Source organism: Planktothrix sp. FACHB-1365 (assembly GCF_014697575.1).
Classification (GTDB): domain Bacteria; phylum Cyanobacteriota; class Cyanobacteriia; order Cyanobacteriales; family Microcoleaceae; genus Planktothrix.
Map to the genome: position 1 here is coordinate 58,708 of NZ_JACJSC010000011.1, position 25,541 is coordinate 84,248.

Genomic DNA, 25,541 nt, shown 5'->3' on the forward strand with positions numbered 1-25,541 from the left:
TTTTGGAGATTAACCTAGACTAACTCTATTATGACAATTTTTTTTAAAGTTGCAACAAAACCCGGTTTCTGTATAAAAGCCTTGAGTTGACTGGATGAACAAAAGCTAGAAACCGGGTTTTTCCCCTCTAAGCTAATACTAAATTAGGTGTTAATGGTGAACCACATTCCGAACAACATTTATGATGTGTTGGATTTAATGCTCCGCAACTCGGACACCCTAACGCCTTACCATTGGTTTCCACAATTGTAGGTTTTAAACCCATCATATCATCATTACTGTGACCCGGAGCTACCATTGGGAAACAATCTTCATTCCGAGTTACCCGCACATCTAATAACATCGGGCCATCATAAGCTAACAATTCAGTAATGGCATCTTTTAACTCTTCCCGTCGAGAAATATTCAAAGAGCGAATATTATAAACATCGGCTAATTTAGCAAAATTTGGACTGCCTTTTTCTAAGTTTGTGGCTTCATAACGATCATCATAAAATAAATGTTGCCACTGTCGTACCATTCCCAGCCAACCATTATTTAAAATAATCGCTTTCAGCCCAATATTATATTGAGCAATGGTTCCCAATTCCTGCATATTCATTTGGAAACTTCCATCCCCACTAATACAAATGACTTGTTCATGGGGTAATGCCATTTTTGCACCCACCGCCGCCGGAATTCCATATCCCATTGTGCCTAAACCGCCACTAGAAATCCATCGACGCGGCCCCGTTTTCAGAAATTGAGCCGACCACATTTGATGTTGTCCGACATCCGTTGTATAGAAAGCATGGGGAGCTTGACGAGACACTTCTACAATCACTTCTTGGGGGGAAATTCCTTGTTCTGGGTGAGGGATTTCTAAGGGATATTCTAAGCGTAATTGGCTTAAATGTTGACACCAAGCTTGTGTTTTTTCGGCGTTAATACTATCTCCTAATTCATGAACATGACGCAACAAATCAATTAAAACTTGACGCACATCTCCAACAATGGGAACATCGGGTGTGCGTGTTTTTCCAACTTCGGCTGGATCAATATCAATATGAATCACTTTAGCATTTTTCGCAAAGTCATTGCCTTGACCCGCCACTCGGTCATCAAACCGTACTCCTAAAGCAATTAATAAATCACATTCTGTTACGGCAAAATTGGCATAAGCTGTGCCGTGCATTCCCAACATTCCTAACGATAACGGATGATTTTCATCAAAGGCTCCTTTTCCCATTAAAGTTGTTGTTACCGGAATTTGAAACCGTTCAGCAAGTTCCTGAATTTCGGAATGAGAACTGCTAGTAATGGCTCCGCCACCAACATATAATAAGGGTTTTTCTGCTTCTTGAATTAACTTTAACGCTTGATGAATTTGGCGAGGGTTTCCTTTAATAGTGGGTCGATATCCAATCAGTTTCACTTGACCGGGTTCAACGGGTTGATAATCAATTTTAGCAATACCAACATCCTTGGGAACATCAATTAAAATCGGCCCCGGTCGGCCACTATTTGCTAAATAAAAAGCTTCGGCTACAATGCGAGGAATATCAGCCGGGTTTCGCACTAAATAAGAATGTTTAACGATGGGTAAGGTAATGCCATAAATATCAATTTCTTGAAACGCATCACTGCCTAAAGAACTGCGGGGGACTTGTCCGGTAATGGCCACCATCGGTACAGAGTCTAAGTAGGCCGTTGCTAACCCGGTGACGAGGTTTGTGGCTCCGGGGCCAGAGGTGGCTAAACAAACGCCGACTTTACCCGTTGCTCTGGCATAACCATCGGCGGCGTGGGCGGCACCTTGTTCGTGGCGCACCAGAATATGTTGTAAATCTCCCGCCTGTTCGGCTCGATAAATTTCATCATAAAGGGGTAAATTTGCCCCCCCTGGATAGCCAAAAATATGCTTAACGCCATGACGTTTGAGACTATCAATTAAGGCAAAGGCTCCCGATACTTGTTGCTGAGTTTTCATCTTGTTCTCCTGAGATTCAAAAAATTTTGCTGAGAAATTCAATTTCTGGGCAAGAGGGTCATTTTAGGGCTGGCTATTGTTTAATTTGTCTTAATCTTAAAATAACAATTCAATTTCCGCTCTTGTCGAAATATTTTGGCATTTCCAGTTTAAATAGAGATGTTTCTATTTGTATATTAGAGCAACTTTATCCAATAAAAACTATATTTTTTATTAAATTTCAGAAAATTAAAATATTCTAAAAAATGGGTTCTGTTCAGCACTATTTGATTATACTCAATAGATCTCACCCAGAAACCCATTTTCTATCTCTTCAATGAATTAACTCACCGTAACAACGGATACAGATTGTTCCTGTTGTTGCAGTAGTAACCCATATTCTAGCCCTTCCACAACGGCTTGATAAGACGCATCAATAATATTAGTAGAAACCCCTACCGTTGTCCACCGTTGCTGACCGTTACTCGACTCGACTAAAACACGAGTTTTCGCCGATGTTCCTGAACCTCCATCAAGAATTCTAACTTTATAATCCCGCAATTGAAATTCAGCAATCATCGGATAAAAATTCATCAAGGCTTTTCTTAAAGCAGCATCTAAGGCTGACACTGGGCCATTTCCCTCGGCGGCTTCTAAAATATCTTGACCATTAATGGTAACTTTTACCGTTGCTAAAGCATGGCAAATTTCATCACTCGATTTATCACAATGGACTTGAAACCCTTTTAAAGTAAAAAAGGTTTTCCGTGTTCCTAATGCTTCTCGCATTAATAAATCAAAACTGGCTTCCGCCGCTTCAAATTGATAGCCTTGATTTTCTAAATCCTTTAATTGTTGTAAAATTTTGCGGCTGGTGGGATTATTGCGATCTAAATCAATCCCAAAGGTTCTAGCTTTTGCTAAAACATTACTTAATCCCGCTTGATCTGAAACCACAATGCGCCGTTGATTTCCAATGGTTTCTGGGGGAAGATGTTCATAGGTTAAGGGATTTTTTTGTACCGCCGAAACATGAATTCCTCCCTTATGAGAAAAGGCAGATAATCCCACAAATGGCGCATGATCATCTGGGGCTAAATTAGCAACTTCACTGACAAATCGACTAACTTCAGTGAGTTTTTTAATCGCTTCATCTCCAATACAATTATAGCCTAATTTTAATTGTAAATTGGGAATTAAAGTACAAAGATTTGCATTTCCACAACGTTCGCCATAACCGTTAATGGTTCCCTGTACCATATTAACGCCTTCTAATACGGCTGCGATCGCATTTCCAACGGCCGTTCCTGAATCATTATGAGTATGAATCCCAAATTGTAGAGGAAAGGGGGTTTCTAAGCCGTTGAAAGCTTGAATCACTTCTCGGACAATTTGAGTAATTTCATGGGGTAACGTTCCACCATTCGTATCACAAAAAACCAACCATTCAGCCCCAGCTTTTGCCGCCGTTTTTAAGGTTTCTAGGGCATAATTCGGATTAGCTTTATAGCCATCAAACCAGTGTTCTGCATCATAAATTACCCGTCTACCTTGACTGCGGAAAAATTTAATGGTATCCTCGATCATGGCGAGGTTTTCTGTTAAAGTCGTTTGCAATCCTTCCGTAACGTGCAAATCCCACGATTTCCCAAATAACGTAATCCAGCGAGTTCCCGCCGATAAAATTGCTTTTAAATTATCATCTTCTTCCGCATGGCTATTCGGTCGTCGAGTCGAACAAAAAGCAACAACTTCAGAATGCACTAAGGGTTGTTCTTGTAACTTCCAAAAAAATTGAACATCTTTAGGATTCGCACCGGGCCATCCTCCTTCAATAAAAGGAATTCCTAAACTATCTAATTGACGCGCAATTCGCAATTTATCATCCAAAGATAAGGATAATCCTTCCCGTTGTGCGCCGTCTCTTAACGTTGTATCGTAGATCCAAAGTGGTTGAGTCATGGCTGGTAAAATTAACACTTAACAATAATTTTGATCACCCGCAAATCCAGATGAGATCGATGAATGATCGAGATGCAGATGTCAGCATTCCATCACATTGTTATTGTGGCGTTCTGCTCTCTGACTGCTACATTATTATAAATGTGTTAGCTATATTTTCCTTTTTCACTCTTATTTTACTTTTAAAAGTCTAGTTTTGATCTTGAAAAAAAGTAACAATTCAGTTAAGAATCATTGCATAACTTTTATTAAGGGAAAAATGGTACAAATTCAAGCTCAAGGAAAAACCATCACTTGCGAACCGGGTGCAAATCTGCGGAAAGTCTTATTAGAGAATGGCGTTGATCTCTACAATGGTCAAGCTTCCCTGATAAACTGTCATGGATTTGGTACCTGTGGGACGTGTTGCGTGGAAATTGAAGGGGAAGTCTCCGAACCCCAAGGGAAAGAGAAAATCCGTCTTTCTCTTCCTCCCCATTCCTCCAAGAACCAGCGCCGTTTAGCGTGTCAGGTTAAAGTTTTGGGGGATATCAAAGTTAAGAAATATGACGGGTTCTGGGGTCAGGGTTCCGAAAGTGTCTGGAATTCCTAATTGACAATTCAAAAACTTTAAAAACGTTCAATCCAAATGTTAACTGAATTAGCATTTGGATTGAACTATTAGAATATCCTTTTATTTTAATATTATGCTAAACTCAAATTAATGTGAGATATAGCACCATGAGGGTTTGATCATGCTAAGTGGTATTAAACAGCAAGTGGTCGTTGGCAAGGATGGCAAAATAGAGATTCAAACCTCTGAGTTAGTAGAAGGAATGGTTGTTGAAGTGATTGTTTTAGTTGAACAAGATGTTTTTAATACAAATACTAACCCATCTATTAAACAAGATGAAACAGAGTATTTGCTGTCTACTCAAGCCAATCGTAACCACTTGATGACCGCTATTCAAAACATTGAAACAAAGACCAACTTGGTCAGTTTTACGCATGAGGAATGGAATGAAGAATATAACATTCGCTCATGAGGCATTTGAACAATTCAACAACTGGGCGGCACAAGACAAGAAAATTCATCGAAAGATTATCACCTTGATTAATGATATTCTTCGTCAACCCTTTACTGGACTTGGCAAACCTGAACCTCTAAAGTATGAACTGAGAGGATATTGGTCTCGACGAATTACAGATGAGCATCGTTTAGTGTATGAAGTAACTGAAACTGAAATTATCATTTTAAGTTGTCGATTTCACTATGATGAATGAAGTTATTGATGCTCGCTCTCTCACAGATTTTCTCAAATGTGATCGCCCCTAATGAAAAAGTTTTGGGGGATATCAAAGTTAAGAAATATGATGGGTTCTGGGGTCAGGGTTCCGAAAGCGTCTGGAATTCCTAATTAAAAAGACAAAAATGGGGTTTCTGGAATAATCAAGAAACCCCTTATAACTTTAATTAATGATTAGAATTGGGTTTAAGCTGGAACTTGGCATTTAAACCCTGATTGACCTTTCCATTCGATAACCCATGATTGGATTCAATAGAATAGCCCCGTTGTTGTAATTCATCTTGAATTTGAAGGAGTTCTAATTGGAATTTCTCATTAATGGCTTTTATCTCCTGTTTGATGACATTTTCCTCAGCCTCTCGATTGGTTAAACCCACAGGAGGTTGACTCAATTCTTGTTCCTTTGCATGAATCGTTTGTTGCCATTCTTTTAAGACTTTATGATATTCATGCTTGAGTTGTTCAATCCAAAGTTGATTTTCCTTGCTGCCTTTTTGCTCAGGCGTTGCTTTGGGATAGTTTAACAGATATTGGGTTAATCCATCGAATATCCAAAATTTTCGGCTTGCGTCTTTAATCGTATGAAGGTTTTGATTCTTACGTTGTTGAAAATAGAGGTCAAACTTTTGAGCAATTTGACGTTTATATTGAGGATAATCAATAATTTTTCCTTTATAAAACGCTGTGATAATCGTTAACACAATCCCCAATAACGGCACAACGTAGGTAATCCAATCTCCATCTTCCCCTTGAAATCTCACATAGAAAAGAGTTGCTGCGTATTCAATTATTAAAAGAGTGAGAGCTAACGCCACAAACAACTTTGTTGTTTGATGAAGATAGTCTTTTAATACCGCATTAAACACCTCTTGTTCTGCTTCAGCCCGAATTGCAATCAGTTGATTTCCAGTGGCTTGTGCCTTTTTCTGTTTGAGATTAATTTGTGTTTGATCATTCTGGATATCTTGTTGGATGCTGGAAATAGCCACCCAATAACTAATTGCCCATTCAGTGAAATAAACTAAGGGAAAACTGATTAATAGAGCAGAAATTAATCGCCATTCCCCAGGAAAGCCTGCTAAGGCTGCATAGGGAGCACGGCTATTCATTAAAGCAGCCAAAGTTACGGCAAAAAGTACCGAACATTTTTGCAAATTCATGGTTTCATTCCTCAAAATACTAGAACTTGAAGGGTGGGGAAAGCGTGTTTAGAAATACTTCCCCCAAGCTGTTTAGGGTTTAAAAGATGAAGGCGAATTATCTTGATATTTTCGTTTCATTTCTAGTGCGTACTTTAAAGGCGCAAGAATGCTGATATTTTGAGATAATTCGGGGTAAAGGGTATAAATTATTGAGAGTTGATTGGGTAATAGCTTTTCAGCCATCAACTCCTGTAAAATCACATCTTCATCCCATTTAGAAATCATAGTTTTACTCCTGATGAGAACGAATTTTTTGAATTGAATCTTTAACGCAACCTCTGATATTTTGGTTGCAAAATTGGGTATTAGGTAAGTCTTTTAGACTACTCCACAGTTGTGAATTAAACCCTGTATTACCATCATTGGTACTTCCAACCACTAATAACGTCCCGTTTCGGGAAGCAACTTTATCAGCTAAATTCGTTAAGGTTTCGGGACAAAATTCTTCCTGTTCATTAGCTTGAGCTTGTAGAATAATCATCAGAGTTTCAGGATGGCGATCGCTCATTTCTGCTGCTAATTCTAAAGCCGGACAAATATAGGTTCCCTGTCCTTTAGGTTCAGGTTTATGATGACACAGAGAATACAGTTCACTCTGGTCTTTGATGACAGTTGGATCAGATGCAATCAGATCTTGACTGACTTGAATTAAAGCGGCTTTATCCCCAGATTTAGCAACATCTGCTACCGCAAAACAAGCATCTTTAGAGATTTTTTGCTGCGCTGAATCATTCAAGGCGGAAGCACTAACGTCTGTTATTCTGATTAACAATAAATTCGTTGATTTCTCGCACCCAGTCAGCACTAAAATCAAAAGAAAACCTAAAATCACAGGCGGAATACCCCTATCAAGTGAGCAAACCCCCTTATTGTGTTGTAAAATTTTATTCATCATTAGATTAACTCCTCCTAAGTTCTCTCAACAGGCCACTGAATTAATGGCGTTTTATCGCTTTAACTCAGTATGGCTATGTAGTTTCAAGCTTGAGGTTTGCAACCTATGTGATTAAGCTATAAATAAAGGATGGCATGATCTAAAGATGAGTAGCCAACGTTGATCAGGGTTTGATCAGGGTGACAACTCTTAAGCTGTAAATGGATTGAGACATGGTGCGAGGGAAAGCTTCTGACACTGGAAAATTAATGATTAAGAAGGCCCATAAGCATAAAAATGACACCGAGAAGGGGTGGGCTGCTAATGATAAAGGTTGTGACCAAGCCTTAATGCTTGCGAGTGAACATCAATTTAGGAAGGCTTTTGCTAAGAGGTTTAGGAGAAATGCAGATGATGATAATGCTGATATTCCTATACGCTTTTTTTTAGAATGGATAAATGAAAATGAAGTTTTTATCAAGAAGGAATCAAGAAATAGGCAAGGATTATCTTCTCATGAGATTGTTATAGAATATGTGAATGAAAACTTTATTAATCATGATCTTCCAAAAATATCTTTGAAAGAAATAATTAATAAGTTAATCTATCCACAAAAAGGAAAAATTAGATTTTATAACATTACTAATGCTAATTGGCGAAGATTTTTAGGCTGTGATCAAAAAATTGAAGAAGATGTTTTTGCTGCTTTCTGGAACGCTTTGGGTATAGAAGAAGATTATAACTTATTTTTTGAAAAAATTAATGATTTTGAAATAGAAGAAGATAAAATAAATGAGATCATTTCAGAATTAAAGACTTTTAATCATGATTCTCAAATTAGAGTAGTAAAAAATAGTATTAATGATTATACTCAAGCATTTTTATTAGTACATCAATGCCCTTGGCGTCGATCTTGGGTATTAAACCGTATAGAATCTGAAATTCAGCGTCTAATTAAGTTAAAAATTGAGATAGAAACTATTAATCATAGATTAAGTGTTCAAGAATTAAAAAGAAGATTTGATAAAAATTATTCAACAGAATATTTAAGTGATAAATTAAACAGGCATCATTTGTTCTTAGTAATTCATATTGATGATTACGGCTTAGAACGACTTGAATATTTTATTCAAAACTGCTGGAAAACAATTTTAGAAAGGGTTGATAGGACACAAAAAGGTAAAGTTTTACTTTTTTTAGTTGCTAAAGGATTAGGAAATGATTGGCAAACACAATGGCAAGACAGTCAGATTTTACAATCCAGTCTTAGAGAAATACCCTTAACTCTATTTACTCCAACTGATTTAGAAGATCTGATTTTAAATATTGCCACAAAATTTACTTCACAATTTAATCATAAAATATTACAATCGGGTGATGAAGCTCGGTTAAAGGCGGATACACTACTCACGAAATGTATTTGCTCTGTTCCCAGTCCTAATGGAAATACAAAAGATATTGATACTCACCAACTATTAAATGACATATTTCAAATTTTTCACTGTCAACCCAAGGACTTAATTCGACAATGGCAAACCTATCCACACCGATAAACCCTAACCCTAAATATATAAAAGATGAAACTGGAGAATTCCCACCCGCGCAAGGCGGCGAATGGAGTGATTTAGTTGACCAACAAATTTATCCCTATTATCCCAGTGATGGGTTAGTAGAAGCGGTTAATTTAGCCATTCGTCTTAACCGTCCGTTACTCTTAGAAGGAGAACCTGGATGTGGTAAAAGTCAGTTAGCGGCGGCGGTTGCTTATCAATTTAATAAACGTTATCCTGAGACTCAATGGAAATATAGACTTTGGAATATTCAATCTACCAGTAAAGCCCAAGATGGCTTTTATACTTATGATTATGTGGGGAGACTTCAAGCCGCACAATTAGCGAAAGAAAAGGTAACAGATGACAACATAAACCCCTGTTACCCAGAAAATTTTATTAACTGGGGGCCATTGGGTTATGCGTTTCGAGAACACGACTGTCGGACTATTGTTTTAATTGATGAAATAGATAAAGCGGATAAAGATTTACCCAATGATTTATTATTAGCTATTGACCAACAGAAATTCCTCGTTAAAGAAATGAGAACCGAAAAGGGTGAACCTTGTTGGGAACGTGCGAACAAAGATGCACCGCCAATTATTATTATTACCTCTAACCGAGAACAGGAACTTCCCAGTGCCTTTTTGCGACGGTGTTTATATCATTATGTTGAATTTCCTGATAGTAAACGGCTAACGGAAATTATTAATAGTCGGTTTAAGAATCCTCCGGCTACAATTGTTAAACCTGCTTTAGAAAAATTCCTTAAACTGCGAGCAGCAATGGAGGACGATGAACGCCCTAAAAAAGTGAGTACCAGTGAATTAATTGATTGGTTTGCAGCCCTTTATGACTATCCTGATAAAGATGATAAAGAAATTAAAGCAAGGCTTAAAAAACCCGGAATTCCTCTAGCGAGTACGTTACTAAAAGGTCATGAGGATTATAATAGTTATCAGGATTCAATCTAAAATCCTCCCACTATTTGATTAATCATATTTTAACGAGTCTGTAGGGGCGAGGCGCGCCTCGCCCTTACCCCAGAAAAGGATCTCTAACCTCAAAAATGACAACTGCTTTCCCTCTGCGAACCTTATTTGAACAACTCCGAAAAGCTGGTTTTCGCCTAACTATTGACCAGTATCATTTTGCAGTGGAAGCCTTAACACTCTCGATAGCAGATGGGTTAGACCCAACTAATATTGATGCAGTCAAACACCTTTGTCAAACAGTATGGGTTAAATCTCCTGAAGAACAGCGTGGGTTTGAACACTGTTGGCAAGCTTTAATTCCTAAAAATCCTGATCAAATTCCCGCAACCCGCCTTATAAATAGTGGCAAGATCCCCCCAACCCCCCTTATTAAGGGGGGCTTAGAGGAAAATACCCAATTAGAAAATACCGATAATCTCGATAATAATAACCTAGACCAACCAGAAGAATACGTTATTTTTGAAACTCGTGACTTGCAAGTGGGAACTGCGGTTTCTGTTATAGCGCAAGAAGGGTATTATTTCCCCGTTAGTCGTCAACAACTTAGGGAAGGATGGGAAAGCTTTAAACTCCAACGTCCGAAAACCTTTTTCAAGGAAATAGATATTCCCGCTACCGTAGAACAAATTACCAAAGATGGCTTTTTTATTAAACCGATTTTTGCGTCTACCAAAAAAATAGAAATACCCCCGAAAGTCTTATTACTAATTGACCAAAAAGGGTCAATGGCCCCCTTTCATCCCCTTTGTCGCCATTGGGTTAACCTCTGGTCAGGCGCGACGGTTTACTATTTCCATAACTGCCCAACGGATAGCTTATATCTTGACCCCCAACTGCGAAAAGGGAAAGATATCGAAACGGTTTTAACCCAATTTTCCCCTAACAATACCGTTGCTTTAATTATGAGTGATGCAGGGGCGGCAAAACAGCGTTCTGTTCCTGACCGTTGGGACGAAACCGTAGAATTTCTCAACCTCCTCACCGATACCGTTTCCCGTGTGGCGTGGTTAAACCCTCTCCCCCGTGACCGTTGGTTAGATACCACTGCGGAGGATATCGCTAAAATTGACCCCAAACAAGTCCCCATGTTTGCCCTTACCCCCTCAGAATATACAAAAATGCTGCGCTGGCTACGTTGGGGTGACTCTTTTTCCCAAAAAAACTCTAACTCCCCCTTTTCTAAGGAGACTAACTCTAGCTCCCCCCTTTGTAAGGGGGGTTGGGGGGGATCTCTTAACTGGGACTTCGACGCCACCAGTCGAATTAATAGCTTTACCCAAGAATACGGTAACTCCCATTTAAACCTAGCTTGCCATGCTGCTTTTCCCCTAACTTTAACTCCAGACCTTCTCTATCGTCTTTGGAAACAATTTTTAGTCCCTAATGACCCTAAACTTCCTTGGTATGCGGTAGCAGATATATTGTTATCAGATCTTTGCCAACCTGTTGAAGAAGAATTAATAGAACTCTACGAAATAGAAACAGATATCCGTAATCAATTATTAATCAAACTTAAAGACCAAGAAGGGGAACAACGGTTAGAAGAATTATCTTCTTTTATGATTGAATACCTAAAAAAACAGCTAAAACCTCAACTTCCCCATTGGTTAAAAAGTCTTTATGAACGGCAGCAGTGGGTAGCCTTGGCTTATACTGACCAACAGGATAAAGCTGTGCAGGAGTTGGCAAACATCCTCAAACAAGCTTATTTAGACAATAATAAAGCCGAGTTAGTCCAGTGGTCGGAGTTAGCAGAAACCCTATCCCCGGTTTTACCTGACCAATATCAACCGTTATTAATTGCAGCCAAAGGATATGCAGCCCAAGCGCGAGGTATTCGTCGAGAAACCGAAAACGCCCAACGGGAGTGGGAACAACATTTAGGTGAGGAGGAAATTGCCACCCTAGCAGGAGTTGAACTGGCAAAACCCGGTAGTGCTTTGGGTCGCATTCCTCTGAAAACCTTTAGTTTTGAAACCGTTACTGTTAATAACCGAGGGGAAATTATCAAGCGGGAAACCAAACAAGCCCGATACTTCACCGAAGACCTGGGAAATGGAGTCACGTTAGACATGGTTTATATTCCTGGGGGGACATTCCTTATGGGTTCACTGGAAACGGAAAAAGACAGTTACGATGATGAACGTCCTCAACATCAAGTTACAGTCCCTCCCTTTTTCATGGCTAAATATCCCATTACCCAAGCCCAATGGAAAGCCGTTGCGAACTGGCCTAAAATTCAACGGGATCTTGATCCTGACTGTTCTAACTTCAAAGAAGATCCCCCCCAACCCCCCTTAGAAAGGGGGGCTTCAGAAGATGACCGTTCCCCCCCTTCTCAAGGGGGGGCTAGGGGGGGATCTCACCGACCCGTAGAAAATGTTCAATGGTACGATGCAGTCGAATTCTGTGCCAGACTGCTACAACGCACCGGACGCAACTATTGTTTACCTTCAGAAGCCCAATGGGAATATGCTTGTCGCGCTGGAACTCAAACCCCCTTTTACTTTGGAGAAACGATAACCAGTGATTTAGCGAATTATCGGGGAACTGAAACCTATGCAGAAGAACCGAAAGGGAAATATCGAGGAGAAACTACCCCGGTCGGTGAATTTCCTCCCAATGCCTTTGGATTGTATGATCTACATGGTAATGTCTGGGAATGGTGCGCCGATCCTTGGCATGAAAACTATGAAAAAGCACCAACAGGAGGAAAAGTTTGGGATGAAGAGAATGATAATGATAATCGTTATCAAATTTATAGCGTTGAAAATTTAGTCAACTTATTAAACAGGAATGATATCCGGGTGATACGCGGAGGTTCGTGGGACGACAATCCCAGGAATTGCCGCAGTGCCAATCGTGACAGGGGCCGGACAGTCGGAACGGGGACTACGGATTTCGTGTTGTCTCCTCCCCGCCTGCGTGGACTCTTTAGCCCTTTGCTCTTTAGCACTCTTGCCCTTTACCCTCTTTTTTTTACCCTTAGCGAGCGAAGCGAGCTTTAAAAATTTTTTTTTCAAAAACGATATTAAGTTTTGTAACTTTCAGAAACCAGGTTTTTGAGTTAAGTTAATACTCAGCATCAAAATTTAGATTAAAAACCCGGTTTCTCGACTTCGCAGTTAACTTTCAGAAACCAGGTTTTTCAGTTAACTTAATACTTAGCATCAAAATTTGGATAAAAACCCGGTTTCTTGACCCCGCAGTTAGCTCTCAGAAACCAGGTTTTTCAGTTAACTTAATACTTAGCATCAAAAGTTGGATAAAAACCCGGTTTCTTGACCCCGCAGTTAGCTCTCAGAAACCGGGTTTTTCAGTTAACTTAATACTCAGTATCAAAATTTGGATAAAAACCCGGTTTCTCGACTCCGCAGTTAGCTATCAGAAACCAGGTTTTTGAGTTAACTTAATACTTAGGATCAAAATCTCGATTAAAAACCCGGTTTCTTGACAGAAAATCTTGATGGTGCGTGCGGCTTTGCCTTACGCACCCTACGGGTAGGGTATAATTAGGAATAGCGATCGCATTCTGAGACTAACAGTATGGTTATTAGTCCTGTGGTATTAAACTTAGATAGCGTTTATCTCAGTGATGAACAGTTTTATCAATTGTGTCAAAATAACCAAGAATTAAAATTTGAACGCAATGCTCAAGGAGAATTAACCATTATGTCTCCAGTGGGGGGAGAAAGTGGAAATCGAGAAGCGGAATTAATCATTGATTTAGGTATCTGGAATCGTCAAACAAAATTAGGTTATACTTTTAGTTCATCAACGATTTTTAAACTTCCTAATGGGGCAGATCGTTCCCCCGATGTGGCGTGGGTTCAGAAAGAACGTTGGGAAAATCTCACCCCCGAACAACGGCGAAAATTCCCCCCTATTGCGCCAGATTTTGTCATAGAATTAAGGTCAGCAACGGATGAATTAGAACCTCTGCGTCAAAAAATGTTAGAATATTTAGATGCAGGAGTTCAATTAGGTTGGTTAATTAATCCTCAGCAGCAACAAGTGGAAATTTATCGAATTGAGAAACCAGTAGAATTACGAAATTTACCGACAGAATTATCCGGTGAGAATATATTACCAGGGTTTGGTTTAAATTTATCTCTTTATTAGGTAAGATTTGTCAGAATCTAGCTTTTTTGATTAACGTTATGATCTCAACTCCATCTTTCAGGTTGACTTCCTCAAAATTTTCTACATTATGTCTTTTATCGGGTACTTTATTATTGACAAATGTAACAATTGTAAGCGCAATTCCTGATTCTATCAATCCTGAGTTAACCCAAGTTACCCGCCAAGCTCCTGCCGATTTAATTGATCAGTATACTGATCATTTTTTCTATCAAGCAAATCCAGAATTACAAGGTCGGAAACTGACAAATAGAGATCAAGATTATATTCGGGAATGGAATAACTTACGGGCTGCAATTGCACCCATGATTAAACCTATTCAAGAAGCTTGTCCTTTTGAATCTAGCAATGTTGAGGGTCTTTGGGACTTTGATTTTAAAGGGATGCCTAACTCTTATTCTAATCCTTATAATTATTTAGCAGATGTGATTTTTTATAGTCGCTATCCTCAAATGCTCGGACAAAAACTTCAACCTGGAACAATAGAGGCTCAGAACTGGTCAATCATTCGAGAACGACTTTTTGTGTCTACCTGCGGACTCTAAAATTCTATTATAATAGCCAATTTTTATTAATTTTTTATGTCCCTAAAATTTCATCCAATTTCAACTAAGTTTATAGTGATAATAGTTACGATTCTAGCAAGTTCTCTTGGCGTTATTATAGCTAATGAAAATTCCCCTGCTGTCGCTCAAAATCGATCTCAAGGAATGGTCACAGCTTCGAGTTTACCAGAGTATTGTTTACCGGATGAATACAAAAGTTTTTTTGAGAATTTTGTTCGGGGTAAAGATTACCAAGGAAACGAAACACGCTTAACCTATACAGCCGATATCATTGAAGTCCGAGATTATGAAAATCCTAGTTATCTGATAGGAACTCTGAGCAAAAAAGATGATGAGTTTAGTATTGATCTCAGAGATTACCGTTGGGTACAACTTGTACCTTCTACGATTGATAATAGTCCTTACACTCGCTTAGAAATAGACTTGATTCGCCTCAATAATAATACCTTTCGAGTCAATTATATCAAGGCTCACTATGCTTATGATCCGAATGGGGACGGAGAAGAATATTTAGATTACACCTATGGAGAACCAGGTGCTTATATTTTTGAGCATCGGAATGGCTGTTGGAATTTGACACAAAAGTTGCAATAAATATAGCAGAGAGTTTTAATCATAGTATTCCTAAATTACAATAATATAGTGATATTTAATGATATTAAGGACAGTGCCAGCGTCCTCGCTGGCTAGAATTTATGATATAGAATTTCTATCCAATAAATAGTCTTTGATTTGAGAGAAAATCTGGGTGGTGCGTGCGCTGCGCTTACGCACCCTACGGGTAGGGTATAATTAGAAATAGCGATCGCATTCTGAGACTAACAATATGGTTATTAGTCCTGTGATATTAAACTTAGATAGGGTTCATCTGAGTGATGAACAGTTTTATCAATTGTGTCAAAATAACCGAGACTTAAAATTTGAAAGAAATGCTCAGGGAGAATTAACTATTATGTCTCCAGTGGGGGGAGAAAGTGGAAATCGAGAAGCCGATCTCATTGCTGATTTAGTAATTTGGAATCGTCAAACAAAATTAGGTTATACTTTTAGTTCTTCAACAATTTTTAAACTTCCCAATGGGGGAGATCGTTCGCCGGATGTGGCTTGGATTAAAAAAGAACGTTGGGAAAATCTCACCCCTGAACAACGGCGAAAATTCCCGCCAATAGCACCAGATTTTGTCATAGAATTAAGGTCAGCAACGGATGAATTAGAACCTTTACGTCAAAAAATGTTAGAATATTTAGATGCAGGAGTTCAATTAGGTTGGTTAATTAATCCTCAACAGCAACAAGTTGAAATTTATCGCCTTGAAAAACCTGTAGAATTGAGGAATATTCCTACAGAATTATCCGGTGAGAAGATCTTACCGGGGTTTCGTTTAAATTTATTGCTGTTTTGAGATAATATTATTGTTTGTGAGTCAACAATTTAGGGGTGCGTGCGCTGCGCTTACACACCCTACGGTTTATTGTTGATCATTTTGGTCTGGAACTTCATCGGAATCAGGTGAAGGTTCGGAATTAGGAACAGGGTTAGTTGAGGTATCAAAATATTGATAAATCGTAGAAGAAATTTGACGAATCAATTCTTCGGCTTGGGGATCATCCTCTTCTCGTTGAACTAATACCCCCACTAAATATCGTTTTCCATTCGGCATATCAATTAAGCCAATATCCCCAGAAACTGTGTCAATATTGCCTGTTTTATGAGCAATAAAAGCACCCTCTCCTAAACCACTGGGTAATAAAGAACGATTACGAGTTTGCTGCATAATTCTTAACATAAAATCACGGGATTTCACAGAAACCAACTTCCCTTGATTGATTTCCGCCATTAACGTTACTAAATCTTTGCTGGTGGTTTTATTAGTTCCTTCCAAATCAGGCAGGATATTTTGCATTTGAGTTTGTTTTAATTGCCAAGAAACAAACTGTTGATTCAACGATTCAATACCGCCCAAACGATCAATAATCATATTGGTAGCCGTATTATCACTATTGGTAATCATTAAAGTAGCTGTTTCTAAAGCTGTAAATTTACTACCGATGGGTTTATCTTGGAGTTCTCCAGACCCTTTCGCGATGTGCTTTTCCTCCATTGTCAGAATTTCATCTAAACGAATTCTCCCTTCATCAACGGCTTGAAAAAATGAAACTAAAATGGGAAGTTTAATGGTACTAGCAGCAGGTATGGGGGTTTCTCCTGAAATATCAACATAATTTCCCGTATCTAAATCAACCAGAAATACCCCTGGTTTTAACTTGGGTGAATCCTGAGCTAAAGCCAGAATTGCTGTTTTTAAATCCGTCGCTTCTTGAGTGAGTTGTAACGGTTGAACTTGAGTATTAGACGGGTTAGAATTAGGGTTTTGTTGCTGTTCTAAGGTTAAATTAACGGTTTGATTTGCTTCTGCACTCGAACGTCCCAACGCATTTAAAATTGAAAGAATTGTCCCTGAAATCACACCAATTCCAATTCCTAAAATTAACAGACGAGTGGCGTAAACCATCGGCGACACCCGACGTTTTTTCCGTATTCGTTTTACAGATTGATCCCTGGGTCTACCGGGAAGCGAAGTTGTCGCGACTCGATCCCTTGGAGAACGCCGAGATCGTTGCGACCCCGATATCGGAGGCTTGAGAAACGATAAAATCGAAGCTAGGGTGACTTTCTGGCGTGGCCGTTTACCCGGTTGAGAGGGAGATTGACGAGATTTGGGTCGCCTAGGAGCTTGTTGTCGCAGTTGAGAAACCAGGGGATCAAAAGACTCTAAACGGCTGGGATCAACGTTCTGACGGGGCTCTGGTGAGCGATCCCGACGAGGAACAGGTTGAGGTTGAGGAGGAGTTGAACCACGAGAACGGCGCCGAGGCTGTGATTTCGACGAATTGCCATTGCGGGACTTTGGCCCAGAGGACGCAGAGCCAGAGTTAGAAGCAGAAAGTTTTGAGAAGAACGACTGACGCGGAGATCGTTGAGCCACACCTAACACCTGACTAGGATTTTAAGACTGTTTTTAAGAGGATGCAATCATTTTCCACCCGACCTGATGATGAACCGTCCCCTCTTCTTTAACTCATGAGCCAAGGAAAGGGGGGTCTGTTTAAACTTAATCGGGCGACGCTTTTAGGGTATCATCAATTGCCACAAAATTGTTACAGTTTATTGCCCATTCGACTTGACTTAAGATACCGCGTAACATTGCCACTTCTTCCCCCGTTAAATTAGCACGATTAAACAAACGCCGGAATTTTTTCATGCGGCTATTGCTGGTATGGGGATACAAATATCCAACCCGAAGTAACAAGGTTTCCAACTGTTGATAATATCCCTCTAAGACCTCTAAGGGAACGGTAGAAGGGTTGGGGCTTTCCATTGGCTGTGCTGGAGTGGGTTGGATTTCTAACGCTAAATATCGTAATTCATAACAACACACTCCAACAGCTTGAGCTAAATTTAAAGACGGATAACTAGAACTGGAAGGAATACGCAGAAATCGTTGAGCATAACTCAATTCATGATTATTTAAACCTCGATCTTCTGGGCCAAAAATTAAAGCTGAAGGACAATCTAATAACCAAGGTAAAACCGTTCTGGGTTCTTCTAAATCAGTGGGTAATGCTTGGGAGCGAGATCGGGCTGTGGTTGCGATCGCTCGTTGACATCCGGTTAAGGCTTCGGGTAGAGACGAAACGATGATAGCTTGTTCTAAAATATCAACCGCATGAACAGCCATTCTTTTGGCTTCATCCCCCAGGGGATCACAATGGGGGTTGACTAATATTAATTGCTCTAATCCCATATTTTTCATCACCCGCGCCACTGAACCCACATTTAACGCCCCTGCGGGTTCAACTAACACAATGCGGATGAAAGTTAATCGGGTGTTCTCAGAAACGGTCTGTGACATGGAAATGGTATGATCAACCGAGATTCAAGCAACTTCAATAACTTAGCATGGTGCGCGTGCCATCCAAATCCGACTTACCGACAAAAATTTGTCCCGTTTGCGATCGCCCCTTCACCGGGCGAAAAAAATGGGCAAACTGTTGGGATGAAGTCAAATATTGTTCTGAACGCTGCCGTCGTCGTCGTTCTTCTTCTACCCCAGAGATAGAACACCCCCAATAACACCCCGATCTTTGTTCACTTTACAATACATTCATGGTGGTTCAACCTAAACTGATTATTCATGGTGGTGCTGGCAGTTCTCTCCAAGGTAAAGGAGGGTTAGAAGCCGTTCGTAAATCCCTGTATCAAGTGATTGATGAAGTCTACGCCTTACTGTTGAAAGGGGCTAGTGCTAAAGAAGCGGTGGTGCGCGGCTGTCAACTCCTCGAAGATGATCCCCGATTTAATGCGGGTACAGGTTCCGTTTTACAGTCCGATGGCCAAATCCGCATGAGTGCCGCCTTAATGGATGGAACCTTAAAACGGTTTAGTGGCGTGATTAACGTTTCACGGGTCAAAAATCCCATCGATTTAGCCGTTTTCTTACAAAATGCCTCGGATCACGTTTTATCGGATTCTGGGGCGGCTGAATTAGCACGGGAACTGCAACTTCCTCTGTATAATCCCCTCACCGATCAACGATTACAAGAATGGCTAGAAGACCGTAAGGATAATTTTAAACGCAGTATGGCCAATGTTGTTTCCGAACCTGCGGGAACCGGAACTATTGGGGTTGTCGCCTTGGATCAAAATGGCCAATTAGTTGCCGGAACCTCAACCGGAGGAAAAGGGTTTGAACGCATCGGTCGAGTCAGTGACTCGGCGACTCCGGCGGGAAATTATGCTACGGATCAAGCGGGGGTGAGTTGTACCGGAATTGGGGAAGATATTCTCGATGAATGTTTAGCTGCCAAAATTGTAACGCGGGTCACGGATGGTCAAACGTTAAAAGCCGCCTTTGACAAATCCTTTGCAGAAGCTCATGAGCGTCAACGGGATTTTGGGGCCATTGGCATTGATGCAACGGGTGCGATCGCCTGGGGAAAAACCTGTGATGTGATTCTAGCTGCTTTTCACGACGGTCAAAACAAAGGTGATAGCCTGGAAGCGCCGAAAGGAACTCAAGTATTTTCTGGGATTTATTGATAGGAAGTCGGGGGAGAAAAGGGGAAGCGGAGGAGAAATCCTTAACTTCTGACTCCCCATTCCTCTATGAACAGTCAACAGCCAACACCTAGTTCTGTTAACTTTTCAAACACAATTCATAATTCCTAGAAGAGGATGATTTATAATTCAGGTGTGATTATTTTGCGAATTACTATGCTCGTTGATTCCTGGCAGGATAGAGTGCAGAAATTGATTAACCCGGAAGCAATAGTGTCCTTTGATTGATCTTAAGAATCCTTTAACATCACCCTGAAGAGATCATAAAAAGATCGAGCTATTCTCTCTGTGCTGATTGGGGATTGTCAAAATACCAAGCTCTACATCTATTCTGTTAATAAACGAGGGATAGGAATGCAAACTATTCTTGCCTTATCCGCTCAAGGAGTGTGGATTATGAGACGGATTTTAGTGGTTGATGATTCAGCAACGATGCGAAAAATGGTAATCGCGTCTTTGCGAGATTTAACTGATGTTAGTTTTAGTGAAGCGGGGAATGGTTTAGAAGCAATTGAACAACTGGAAGTGGCTCCCTTTGATTTGATGATATTGGATTTGAATATGCCCGATATGCACGGGTTAGAAGTTCTAAAATTTGTTTTAGGACATCCCAGTTATCACGATACACCGATTGTGATTCTGACAACTAAGGGTGATGAAAATAGTCGGAGTAAAGCCATTGCCGCAGGTGCAGCTTGTTATTTAACCAAACCCTTTGAGCCTAAATTCTTAGCGAGTGAAATTCGCCAGTTACTAACTTCAGTTTCAGTGTGAAGGGATTTTATTTCTAAGTCAATCAAACCCAAATCCTACTTTTCATGAGAAATATTAATATCATTCTTGTGAGGAAACTTCCATTGTGTCCAATCCGCCTAACAAAAATTTTTTCGAGGATTTCCTAGAAGATTATTTTGCAGAATGCGAAGAACATTTAGCCGTCATCAGACGAGAACTTCTAACCCTAGAATCCTGGATTAATCAATCCCAGATTGAGCGCTCTCACCTCAATGAATTATTTCGTTGTTTCCATTCCATCAAAGGATTATCAGGAATGGTCGGAGTGGGACTCGCGGAAGAATTAGCCCATCAAATGGAAAGCTATTTACGAGTCTTACGGGATCAAAAAATAGCTCTATCTTCTGACGGATTTGATGCTTTAATTGCGGGTACAAAACTTCTAGAACAAGTCATAACTTGTCACCGAACTCAAACCCCACCCCCCGATATTACCGACATTAGCACCCAACTGAGGGCGGTTATTCCTAACGAAAACGTCGAAAACCCCTTATCTGGCCTGGTTACCCCGGTAGAATTCAAACTCAAACCCCAAGAACAAGAAACATTCAACACCGCAATTAACAACGGCGAAACCCTTTGGCACTTTGTATTCTCACCGAGTACCCAACTCTCAGAACAGGGAATCCGAGTTAATACAATTCGAGAACACTTACAAACCTTCGGTCAATTAATTTATACTGCACCTCGCATGAGTGAGGGCAACAAAATTCTATTTGATTTCATCCTCGCCACCACTTTGCCAGAAATTCCCTTTCCAGAAACCGAGCAACCGGGCTTAACCTGGCAGCTTTACTTAAAAGGAAGGAAACCAGAAACAGCAGACCCGGAAGCGACCCCACCCGAAGAAGATCACCCAATTCCCCCCGCTCCCCCTCTCCCCCTCTCCCCTTCCCCCCTGCCCCTTTCCCCCTCCTCCAATGTGGTGCGTGTAGATTTACCGAAACTGGATGATTTGATGCGAATGGTGGGGGATTTGGTCATGAGTCGTGCCCGTTTAGAGGATCATTTCAAATCCATCACGTCCTATCTTCCCTCCCCTCAAATTCGAGCCCTACAAGAAATTAACTTAATGCTAGAACGACAATTACGAGATCTGCGTCAAGGGGTGATGCAAGTCCGTTTAGTTCCCATTGGTGAGATTTTTGCTCGGATGCAATTTGTCGTTCGGGATTTAGTGCGGGCCAGTGAAAAACAAGTCACTCTGGAAATGAGTGGACAGGAAACCGAAATTGATAAATTCGTGGTCGAACGAATGCTTGACCCCCTATTACATCTGGTGCGAAATGCCGTCAGTCATGGAATTGAATCTCCCCAAGAGCGCCTCGAAGCCGGGAAACCGCCCCAGGGAACCCTGAAACTGCGGGCAACAACCTCTGGGGAAACCGTCGTGATTGAAATTGAAGATGATGGTCGCGGTGTTGATGTTGAAACCGTTATTGAACGAGTCACGACCCAGACCCAACTCACTGAAACTCGATCCTTTGTTTCTCTGCTGGAAAACAAACATGGGGAAGTCGCAAAGCCCGATCAATATAATATGATGGCGTTATTAGATATTCTGTGCAGTGCCGGATTTTCCACTAAAAATGAAGTGGATTTAGTGTCGGGACGGGGGGTAGGGATGTCAATTGTTAAAAATACCGTTCAGGAGTTAGGGGGGTTCCTGAGTTTAGATACCCATAAAGGTCAAGGAACTCGATTTACGATTCAACTTCCCCTCACCTTAGCAATTACAGATGCTTTGATTATTTCTGTATCTCAACAAACCTTTGCTATTCCCCAAGCGGCGGTGCTGGAAGTGCTAGAAGTTTCGACATCCCAAATTATTTCGTTTGAGAAGAACGAAATTGTCAGCTATCGCAACACGGTTTTACCCGTGATCCGTCTAGCCTCAATTTTCCCCCTTTCTGCCACCTATCCCCAGTCAAACCCGCCCTTGTGTTCCCTAGAACCCTCATCCTTAATGATGATTGTGGTCGGAAGTGGAGAAAATACCGTCGCTTTAGTCGTGGATCGGGTGACGGGACTACGAGAAATTGTAGTCACACCCTTAACCGATCCCTTTGTCCAAGTGACAGGAATAGCTGGAGCCACAGAACTTGGAGATCGCCGGGTGGTTTTAATTTTAGATGTGGGTGCTTTAGTCCGACTTGCCACGTTTGCTTGATTTTAACCGTCAACCTTAGTTATCAGTTATCAGTTATCAGTTATCAGTTATCAGTTATCAGTAGAGACGTGCCATGGCACGTCTGTACCAGTATTCGTAATTCGTAATTCGTATGTCAGACGTCTTAACTTCAACTCAACCCTATATTTTATTTGAACTAGCTGATACAACCTTTGGCATTCCCTCTCAAATTGTGCAGCAAATGGAAATGATTGAACAAATTACCCCCGTTCCTAACACTTTACCCTTTGTGGAAGGAGTTGTTTTTTCGAGGGGACAAGTCATTCCCGCCATTAATTTACGAGTCCGATTTGGACTGGAGAAAACCTCTTATAATCTACGAACTCGTTTAATTGTGATTCATTCCCATCATCGTACCGTTGGATTAATTGTAGATACGGCTAGGGAATTTATCGCAATCCCAGAGCAAACTATTCAACCCCCACCCGAAGGAATCTCTAATTTAAGCGGTCGATATTTAGCGGGAATTGCCACCTTAGGACAACGAGTTATCTTGATTCTCAATGTTGAAGAATTACTGATCAATCAGTCATCAGTTATCAGTCATCAGTCATCAGTGTAGAGACGGGCCAAAAGCCTTACGGCATGGCTTCGCCAAGGCACGTCTGTACCAGTTATCGGTTATCAGTAAGAGTGCGAAGTGCGAGGTACGGAGTGCGGGGCGCGTTATTTCTTCGTACTCCGCACTCCGCACTCCGCACTCTTGTATCAGTCATCAATTAAAGGAGAAAGATCATGGCTAAAGTCAATAATAAGCAACAAAAAAATTATAAAAATCAGCAAAAAAACTCCCCTGAAATTCCTGATCAAAACCCACCTGAGTTGATAATTCAACAGCTACGACAACAAAATCAGCAAATCCTAATTAAAACCCAAGATATTGTACAAGCAGTAGAACATCTTTCAGAAGGGATGAACACCCAAACTCGCCTAGCAGAAGAAAGTAGTAGCCAAATTCAGACCCTAACAACCTCCTTAAAACATACAGCAACCCAAGCCCAATCCGTTGCCGTTTCTGGAGAAGAATTAGTGTCTTCTATTAATGAAATGGCAGCCTCTATTGAACAAGTAACCGCCAGTAGCACCGAACTGGCAACGGCTATTAGACAAACCTCAACGTCCGTTCAACAAAGCAGTGTTTCTACCCATAATGTTGCCAATAGTGCTCAAGAAATGGCAACTTCAGCCTCTCAAGTCACCGCCTCAATGGTACAAGTAGCCGCATCAATTAAAAGTGTCAGTTTGGACACCGAAAACCTAGCTGCTGCCGTCAACGAAACCGCCGCTTCCATTGAAGAAATGACCAGTTCCATTGGTGGGGTCGCTCAAAATGCCGATGATTTAACCGCCGCCTCCGAAGAAACCACCGCTTCAATTAACGAAATGGCAGCCTCCATCGAAGAAGTAACCGCCACCACAGAAAACTTAGCCGCCACCGTTGAACAAGTTTCAACGTCAATGGAAGAAATGGCGCAATCTGTTGTCGGAGTTGCTCAAAATGGAGAACGAATTACCGAAGCAGCCACCAATGCAGCTACATCCGCCGAACAGTTAGATCGCTCCATTCGTTCAATTACCACCCTAACTCAACAAGCCGATGAAATTACCCGTCGAGTCATGCAGGATGCTGAAGTGGGGGGTAAAACAGTGGAAAAAGCAATTCAAGGGTTAAGTCGGGTACGAGAATCAATGGTTAAATCTTCCGACGTCATTCGAGATATGGGCAAACGCACCAACGAAATTAGTAGTATTGTCGATACGATTAATTTAATCTCAGAACGCACCAATTTGCTCTCTTTAAATGCTTCAATAGAAGCAGCCAGGGCAGGAGATGCCGGACGGGGATTTGCCGTTGTTGCCGAAGAAATTCGTAATTTAGCCGATCGCGCAGCCCAAGCCACTTCCGACATTGCCTCGATTATTAAAGCCTTACAACAGGTTGCCCAGGATGCCGTTAACACCTCTAATGAAGGGTTAAGAGTCGCTGAAGATAGCGGGAGTTTAGCCGAAGAAGGATTAGGAGGATTAAAAAAAATCCTATCGGGGATAGAAAAAACCACCCAATTAGTCAGTCAAATTACCGTCGCCTCCGAGGAACAAATGATTGCGGGTCAAACCGTTGTTAATTCGATTAATACCACCGCCAACCAAGCACGAGAAGTTGCCAAAGCCACCATTGAACAATCCAAAACCACCCAAGGAATTGTGGTTTCTACTCGACAGATGCAGCAAATTGCTAAACAAGTTACCCAGGCCATGAATGAACAAGCTCGTGCCGCCCGTGATGTGATTAAAGCCGCTCAAAATACCACGAATTTAGCCGGACAAGTCCGTAAAGCGACTTTTGAGCAAAATAAAGGGGCATCCCAAATTATGCAAGCCGTAGAGTCCATGAGGCGGGGAGTCATGACCACTTCACGAGCGATCGCAGAACAGTCCGTAGCCGGAGAGCAAATTTCTAAAGAAGCAGAACGACTGGCCAGCTTGATTAATAGTGTTAGCAAAGACATGACTGAACAAGCCACAATGGCATCTCAAACAACCCAAGCCGTTGATAATATGCGGATACAGTCGGAGCAACTAGCCAAAGCCATGAGGGAACAGTCAAAAGCCATTCAAGAGATGACGGGGGCAATTCAAAGCATCACCCAACAAATTAAATTAATTCGCAGTTCTAATGTAGAACATTCCACTGTTTTAAGCTCGGCACTGCAAGGCATAGAAAATATGGGACAAATCAGTGAACGCCACCGAAATCAGTTATCAGTTATCAGTCATCAAGTATCCGCATTATCAGTTGAGAGTTGGTATTAATCAGTAATCAGGTACCCGCATTATCAGTTATCAGTGCAAGAATTGGCTAATTCCTTAGCTGTTAGCTATTAATTCTTAATTCTTAGTTCTTAACTGATAA

23 protein-coding genes are annotated in these 25,541 nt (G+C 40.9%); 16 read left to right on the forward strand and 7 right to left on the reverse strand.

The features are described 5' to 3' along the window. Nucleotides 1–127 precede the first annotated feature (127 nt). Together ilvB and cimA are read right to left on the reverse strand one after the other, a co-directional pair. Nucleotides 128–2,011, reverse strand: coding sequence for a biosynthetic-type acetolactate synthase large subunit (gene ilvB / locus H6G57_RS14415; RefSeq protein WP_255528364.1), 1,884 nt, complete (start codon nt 2,009–2,011; stop codon nt 128–130). A gap of 279 nt (nt 2,012–2,290) precedes the next feature. Further along, nucleotides 2,291–3,910, reverse strand: coding sequence for a citramalate synthase (cimA, locus tag H6G57_RS14420; protein ID WP_190519647.1), 1,620 nt, complete (start codon nt 3,908–3,910; stop codon nt 2,291–2,293). 259 nt (nt 3,911–4,169) lie between these two features. Between cimA and H6G57_RS14425 the strand changes: the two genes are divergently transcribed. From H6G57_RS14425 to H6G57_RS14435, 3 genes are all read left to right on the forward strand, one after another. Next, nucleotides 4,170–4,502: a 2Fe-2S iron-sulfur cluster-binding protein gene (locus H6G57_RS14425; RefSeq protein ID WP_190519649.1), complete on the forward strand. Its 333-nt coding sequence runs from the start codon at nt 4,170–4,172 to the stop codon at nt 4,500–4,502. A 142-nt stretch (nt 4,503–4,644) separates the two neighbouring features. Beyond that, on the forward strand, nt 4,645–4,935 hold the full coding sequence (locus tag H6G57_RS14430) for a hypothetical protein (protein WP_190519650.1): 291 nt from the start codon (nt 4,645–4,647) through the stop codon (nt 4,933–4,935). Next, nucleotides 4,910–5,173, forward strand: coding sequence for a Txe/YoeB family addiction module toxin (locus tag H6G57_RS14435; protein WP_190519652.1), 264 nt, complete (start codon nt 4,910–4,912; stop codon nt 5,171–5,173). Before H6G57_RS14430 ends, H6G57_RS14435 begins: the two co-directional genes overlap by 26 nt. Nucleotides 5,174–5,363: 190 nt before the next feature. On the opposite strand, the gene H6G57_RS14440 is transcribed toward H6G57_RS14435, so the two are convergent. The 3 genes from H6G57_RS14440 to H6G57_RS14450 all read right to left on the reverse strand — a co-directional run bounded on the left by H6G57_RS14440 (nt 5,364) and on the right by H6G57_RS14450 (nt 7,293). Next, on the reverse strand, nt 5,364–6,356 hold the full coding sequence (locus H6G57_RS14440; RefSeq protein ID WP_190519654.1) for a hypothetical protein: 993 nt from the start codon (nt 6,354–6,356) through the stop codon (nt 5,364–5,366). 72 nt (nt 6,357–6,428) lie between these two features. After that, nucleotides 6,429–6,623 carry a hypothetical protein gene (locus H6G57_RS14445; protein ID WP_190519656.1) on the reverse strand — a complete coding sequence of 65 codons (195 nt, stop codon included), beginning with the start codon at nt 6,621–6,623 and terminating at the stop codon, nt 6,429–6,431. A 4-nt stretch (nt 6,624–6,627) separates the two neighbouring features. Then, nucleotides 6,628–7,293 (reverse strand): VWA domain-containing protein, encoded by a 666-nt coding sequence (locus H6G57_RS14450; protein ID WP_190519658.1) that lies wholly within the window; start codon nt 7,291–7,293, stop codon nt 6,628–6,630. 212 nt (nt 7,294–7,505) lie between these two features. Between H6G57_RS14450 and H6G57_RS14455 the strand changes: the two genes are divergently transcribed. From H6G57_RS14455 to H6G57_RS14485, 7 genes are all read left to right on the forward strand, one after another. Then, nucleotides 7,506–8,825 (forward strand): hypothetical protein, encoded by a 1,320-nt coding sequence (locus H6G57_RS14455; RefSeq protein WP_190519660.1) that lies wholly within the window; start codon nt 7,506–7,508, stop codon nt 8,823–8,825. After that, the gene (locus H6G57_RS14460) at nt 8,801–9,796 is read left to right on the forward strand and encodes a MoxR family ATPase (RefSeq protein WP_190519662.1); all 996 of its coding nucleotides are present in this window, start codon (nt 8,801–8,803) and stop codon (nt 9,794–9,796) included. Before H6G57_RS14455 ends, H6G57_RS14460 begins: the two co-directional genes overlap by 25 nt. Before the next feature lie 95 nt (nt 9,797–9,891). Continuing rightward, a complete protein-coding gene (locus H6G57_RS29030) occupies nt 9,892–12,825 on the forward strand; it encodes an SUMF1/EgtB/PvdO family nonheme iron enzyme (RefSeq protein WP_242048978.1) in 2,934 nt (977 codons plus the stop codon). 538 nt (nt 12,826–13,363) lie between these two features. Beyond that, nucleotides 13,364–13,939, forward strand: coding sequence for a Uma2 family endonuclease (locus tag H6G57_RS14470; RefSeq protein WP_190519664.1), 576 nt, complete (start codon nt 13,364–13,366; stop codon nt 13,937–13,939). A gap of 38 nt (nt 13,940–13,977) precedes the next feature. Next, nucleotides 13,978–14,502, forward strand: a complete 525-nt coding sequence (locus H6G57_RS14475; RefSeq protein ID WP_190519666.1) for a hypothetical protein — start codon at nt 13,978–13,980, stop codon at nt 14,500–14,502. Between the two features lie 75 nt (nt 14,503–14,577). Then, nucleotides 14,578–15,117, forward strand: a complete 540-nt coding sequence (locus H6G57_RS14480) for a hypothetical protein (protein WP_190519668.1) — start codon at nt 14,578–14,580, stop codon at nt 15,115–15,117. Between the two features lie 232 nt (nt 15,118–15,349). Next, nucleotides 15,350–15,925, forward strand: a complete 576-nt coding sequence (locus H6G57_RS14485; protein ID WP_190519670.1) for a Uma2 family endonuclease — start codon at nt 15,350–15,352, stop codon at nt 15,923–15,925. Between the two features lie 66 nt (nt 15,926–15,991). Here H6G57_RS14485 and H6G57_RS14490 read toward each other — a convergent pair whose 3' ends face one another. Beyond that, nucleotides 15,992–17,509 carry a serine hydrolase gene (locus tag H6G57_RS14490; RefSeq protein ID WP_190519672.1) on the reverse strand — a complete coding sequence of 506 codons (1,518 nt, stop codon included), beginning with the start codon at nt 17,507–17,509 and terminating at the stop codon, nt 15,992–15,994. 126 nt (nt 17,510–17,635) lie between these two features. Then, entirely contained in the window at nt 17,636–18,436 is an 801-nt protein-coding gene (locus H6G57_RS14495) for an RNA methyltransferase (RefSeq protein WP_190519674.1), read from the reverse strand. A 47-nt stretch (nt 18,437–18,483) separates the two neighbouring features. On the opposite strand from H6G57_RS14495, the gene H6G57_RS14500 reads away from it, so the two are divergent. The 6 genes from H6G57_RS14500 (at nt 18,484) to H6G57_RS14525 (ending at nt 25,441) form a co-directional block, all read left to right on the forward strand. After that, complete coding sequence (locus tag H6G57_RS14500; protein ID WP_190519676.1) at nt 18,484–18,657, forward strand: DUF2256 domain-containing protein; 174 nt, start codon at nt 18,484–18,486, stop codon at nt 18,655–18,657. A 33-nt stretch (nt 18,658–18,690) separates the two neighbouring features. Further along, entirely contained in the window at nt 18,691–19,623 is a 933-nt protein-coding gene (locus tag H6G57_RS14505) for an isoaspartyl peptidase/L-asparaginase (protein WP_190519677.1), read from the forward strand. 372 nt (nt 19,624–19,995) lie between these two features. Then, the gene (locus tag H6G57_RS14510) at nt 19,996–20,415 is read left to right on the forward strand and encodes a response regulator (protein ID WP_242048979.1); all 420 of its coding nucleotides are present in this window, start codon (nt 19,996–19,998) and stop codon (nt 20,413–20,415) included. Nucleotides 20,416–20,500: 85 nt separating this feature from the next. Beyond that, nucleotides 20,501–22,606: a chemotaxis protein CheA gene (locus H6G57_RS29625; protein ID WP_190519679.1), complete on the forward strand. Its 2,106-nt coding sequence runs from the start codon at nt 20,501–20,503 to the stop codon at nt 22,604–22,606. A 112-nt stretch (nt 22,607–22,718) separates the two neighbouring features. Then, nucleotides 22,719–23,189 (forward strand): chemotaxis protein CheW, encoded by a 471-nt coding sequence (locus H6G57_RS14520; RefSeq protein WP_190519680.1) that lies wholly within the window; start codon nt 22,719–22,721, stop codon nt 23,187–23,189. A 173-nt stretch (nt 23,190–23,362) separates the two neighbouring features. Next, nucleotides 23,363–25,441 carry a methyl-accepting chemotaxis protein gene (locus tag H6G57_RS14525; protein ID WP_190519682.1) on the forward strand — a complete coding sequence of 693 codons (2,079 nt, stop codon included), beginning with the start codon at nt 23,363–23,365 and terminating at the stop codon, nt 25,439–25,441. Nucleotides 25,442–25,541: the final 100 nt, after the last annotated feature.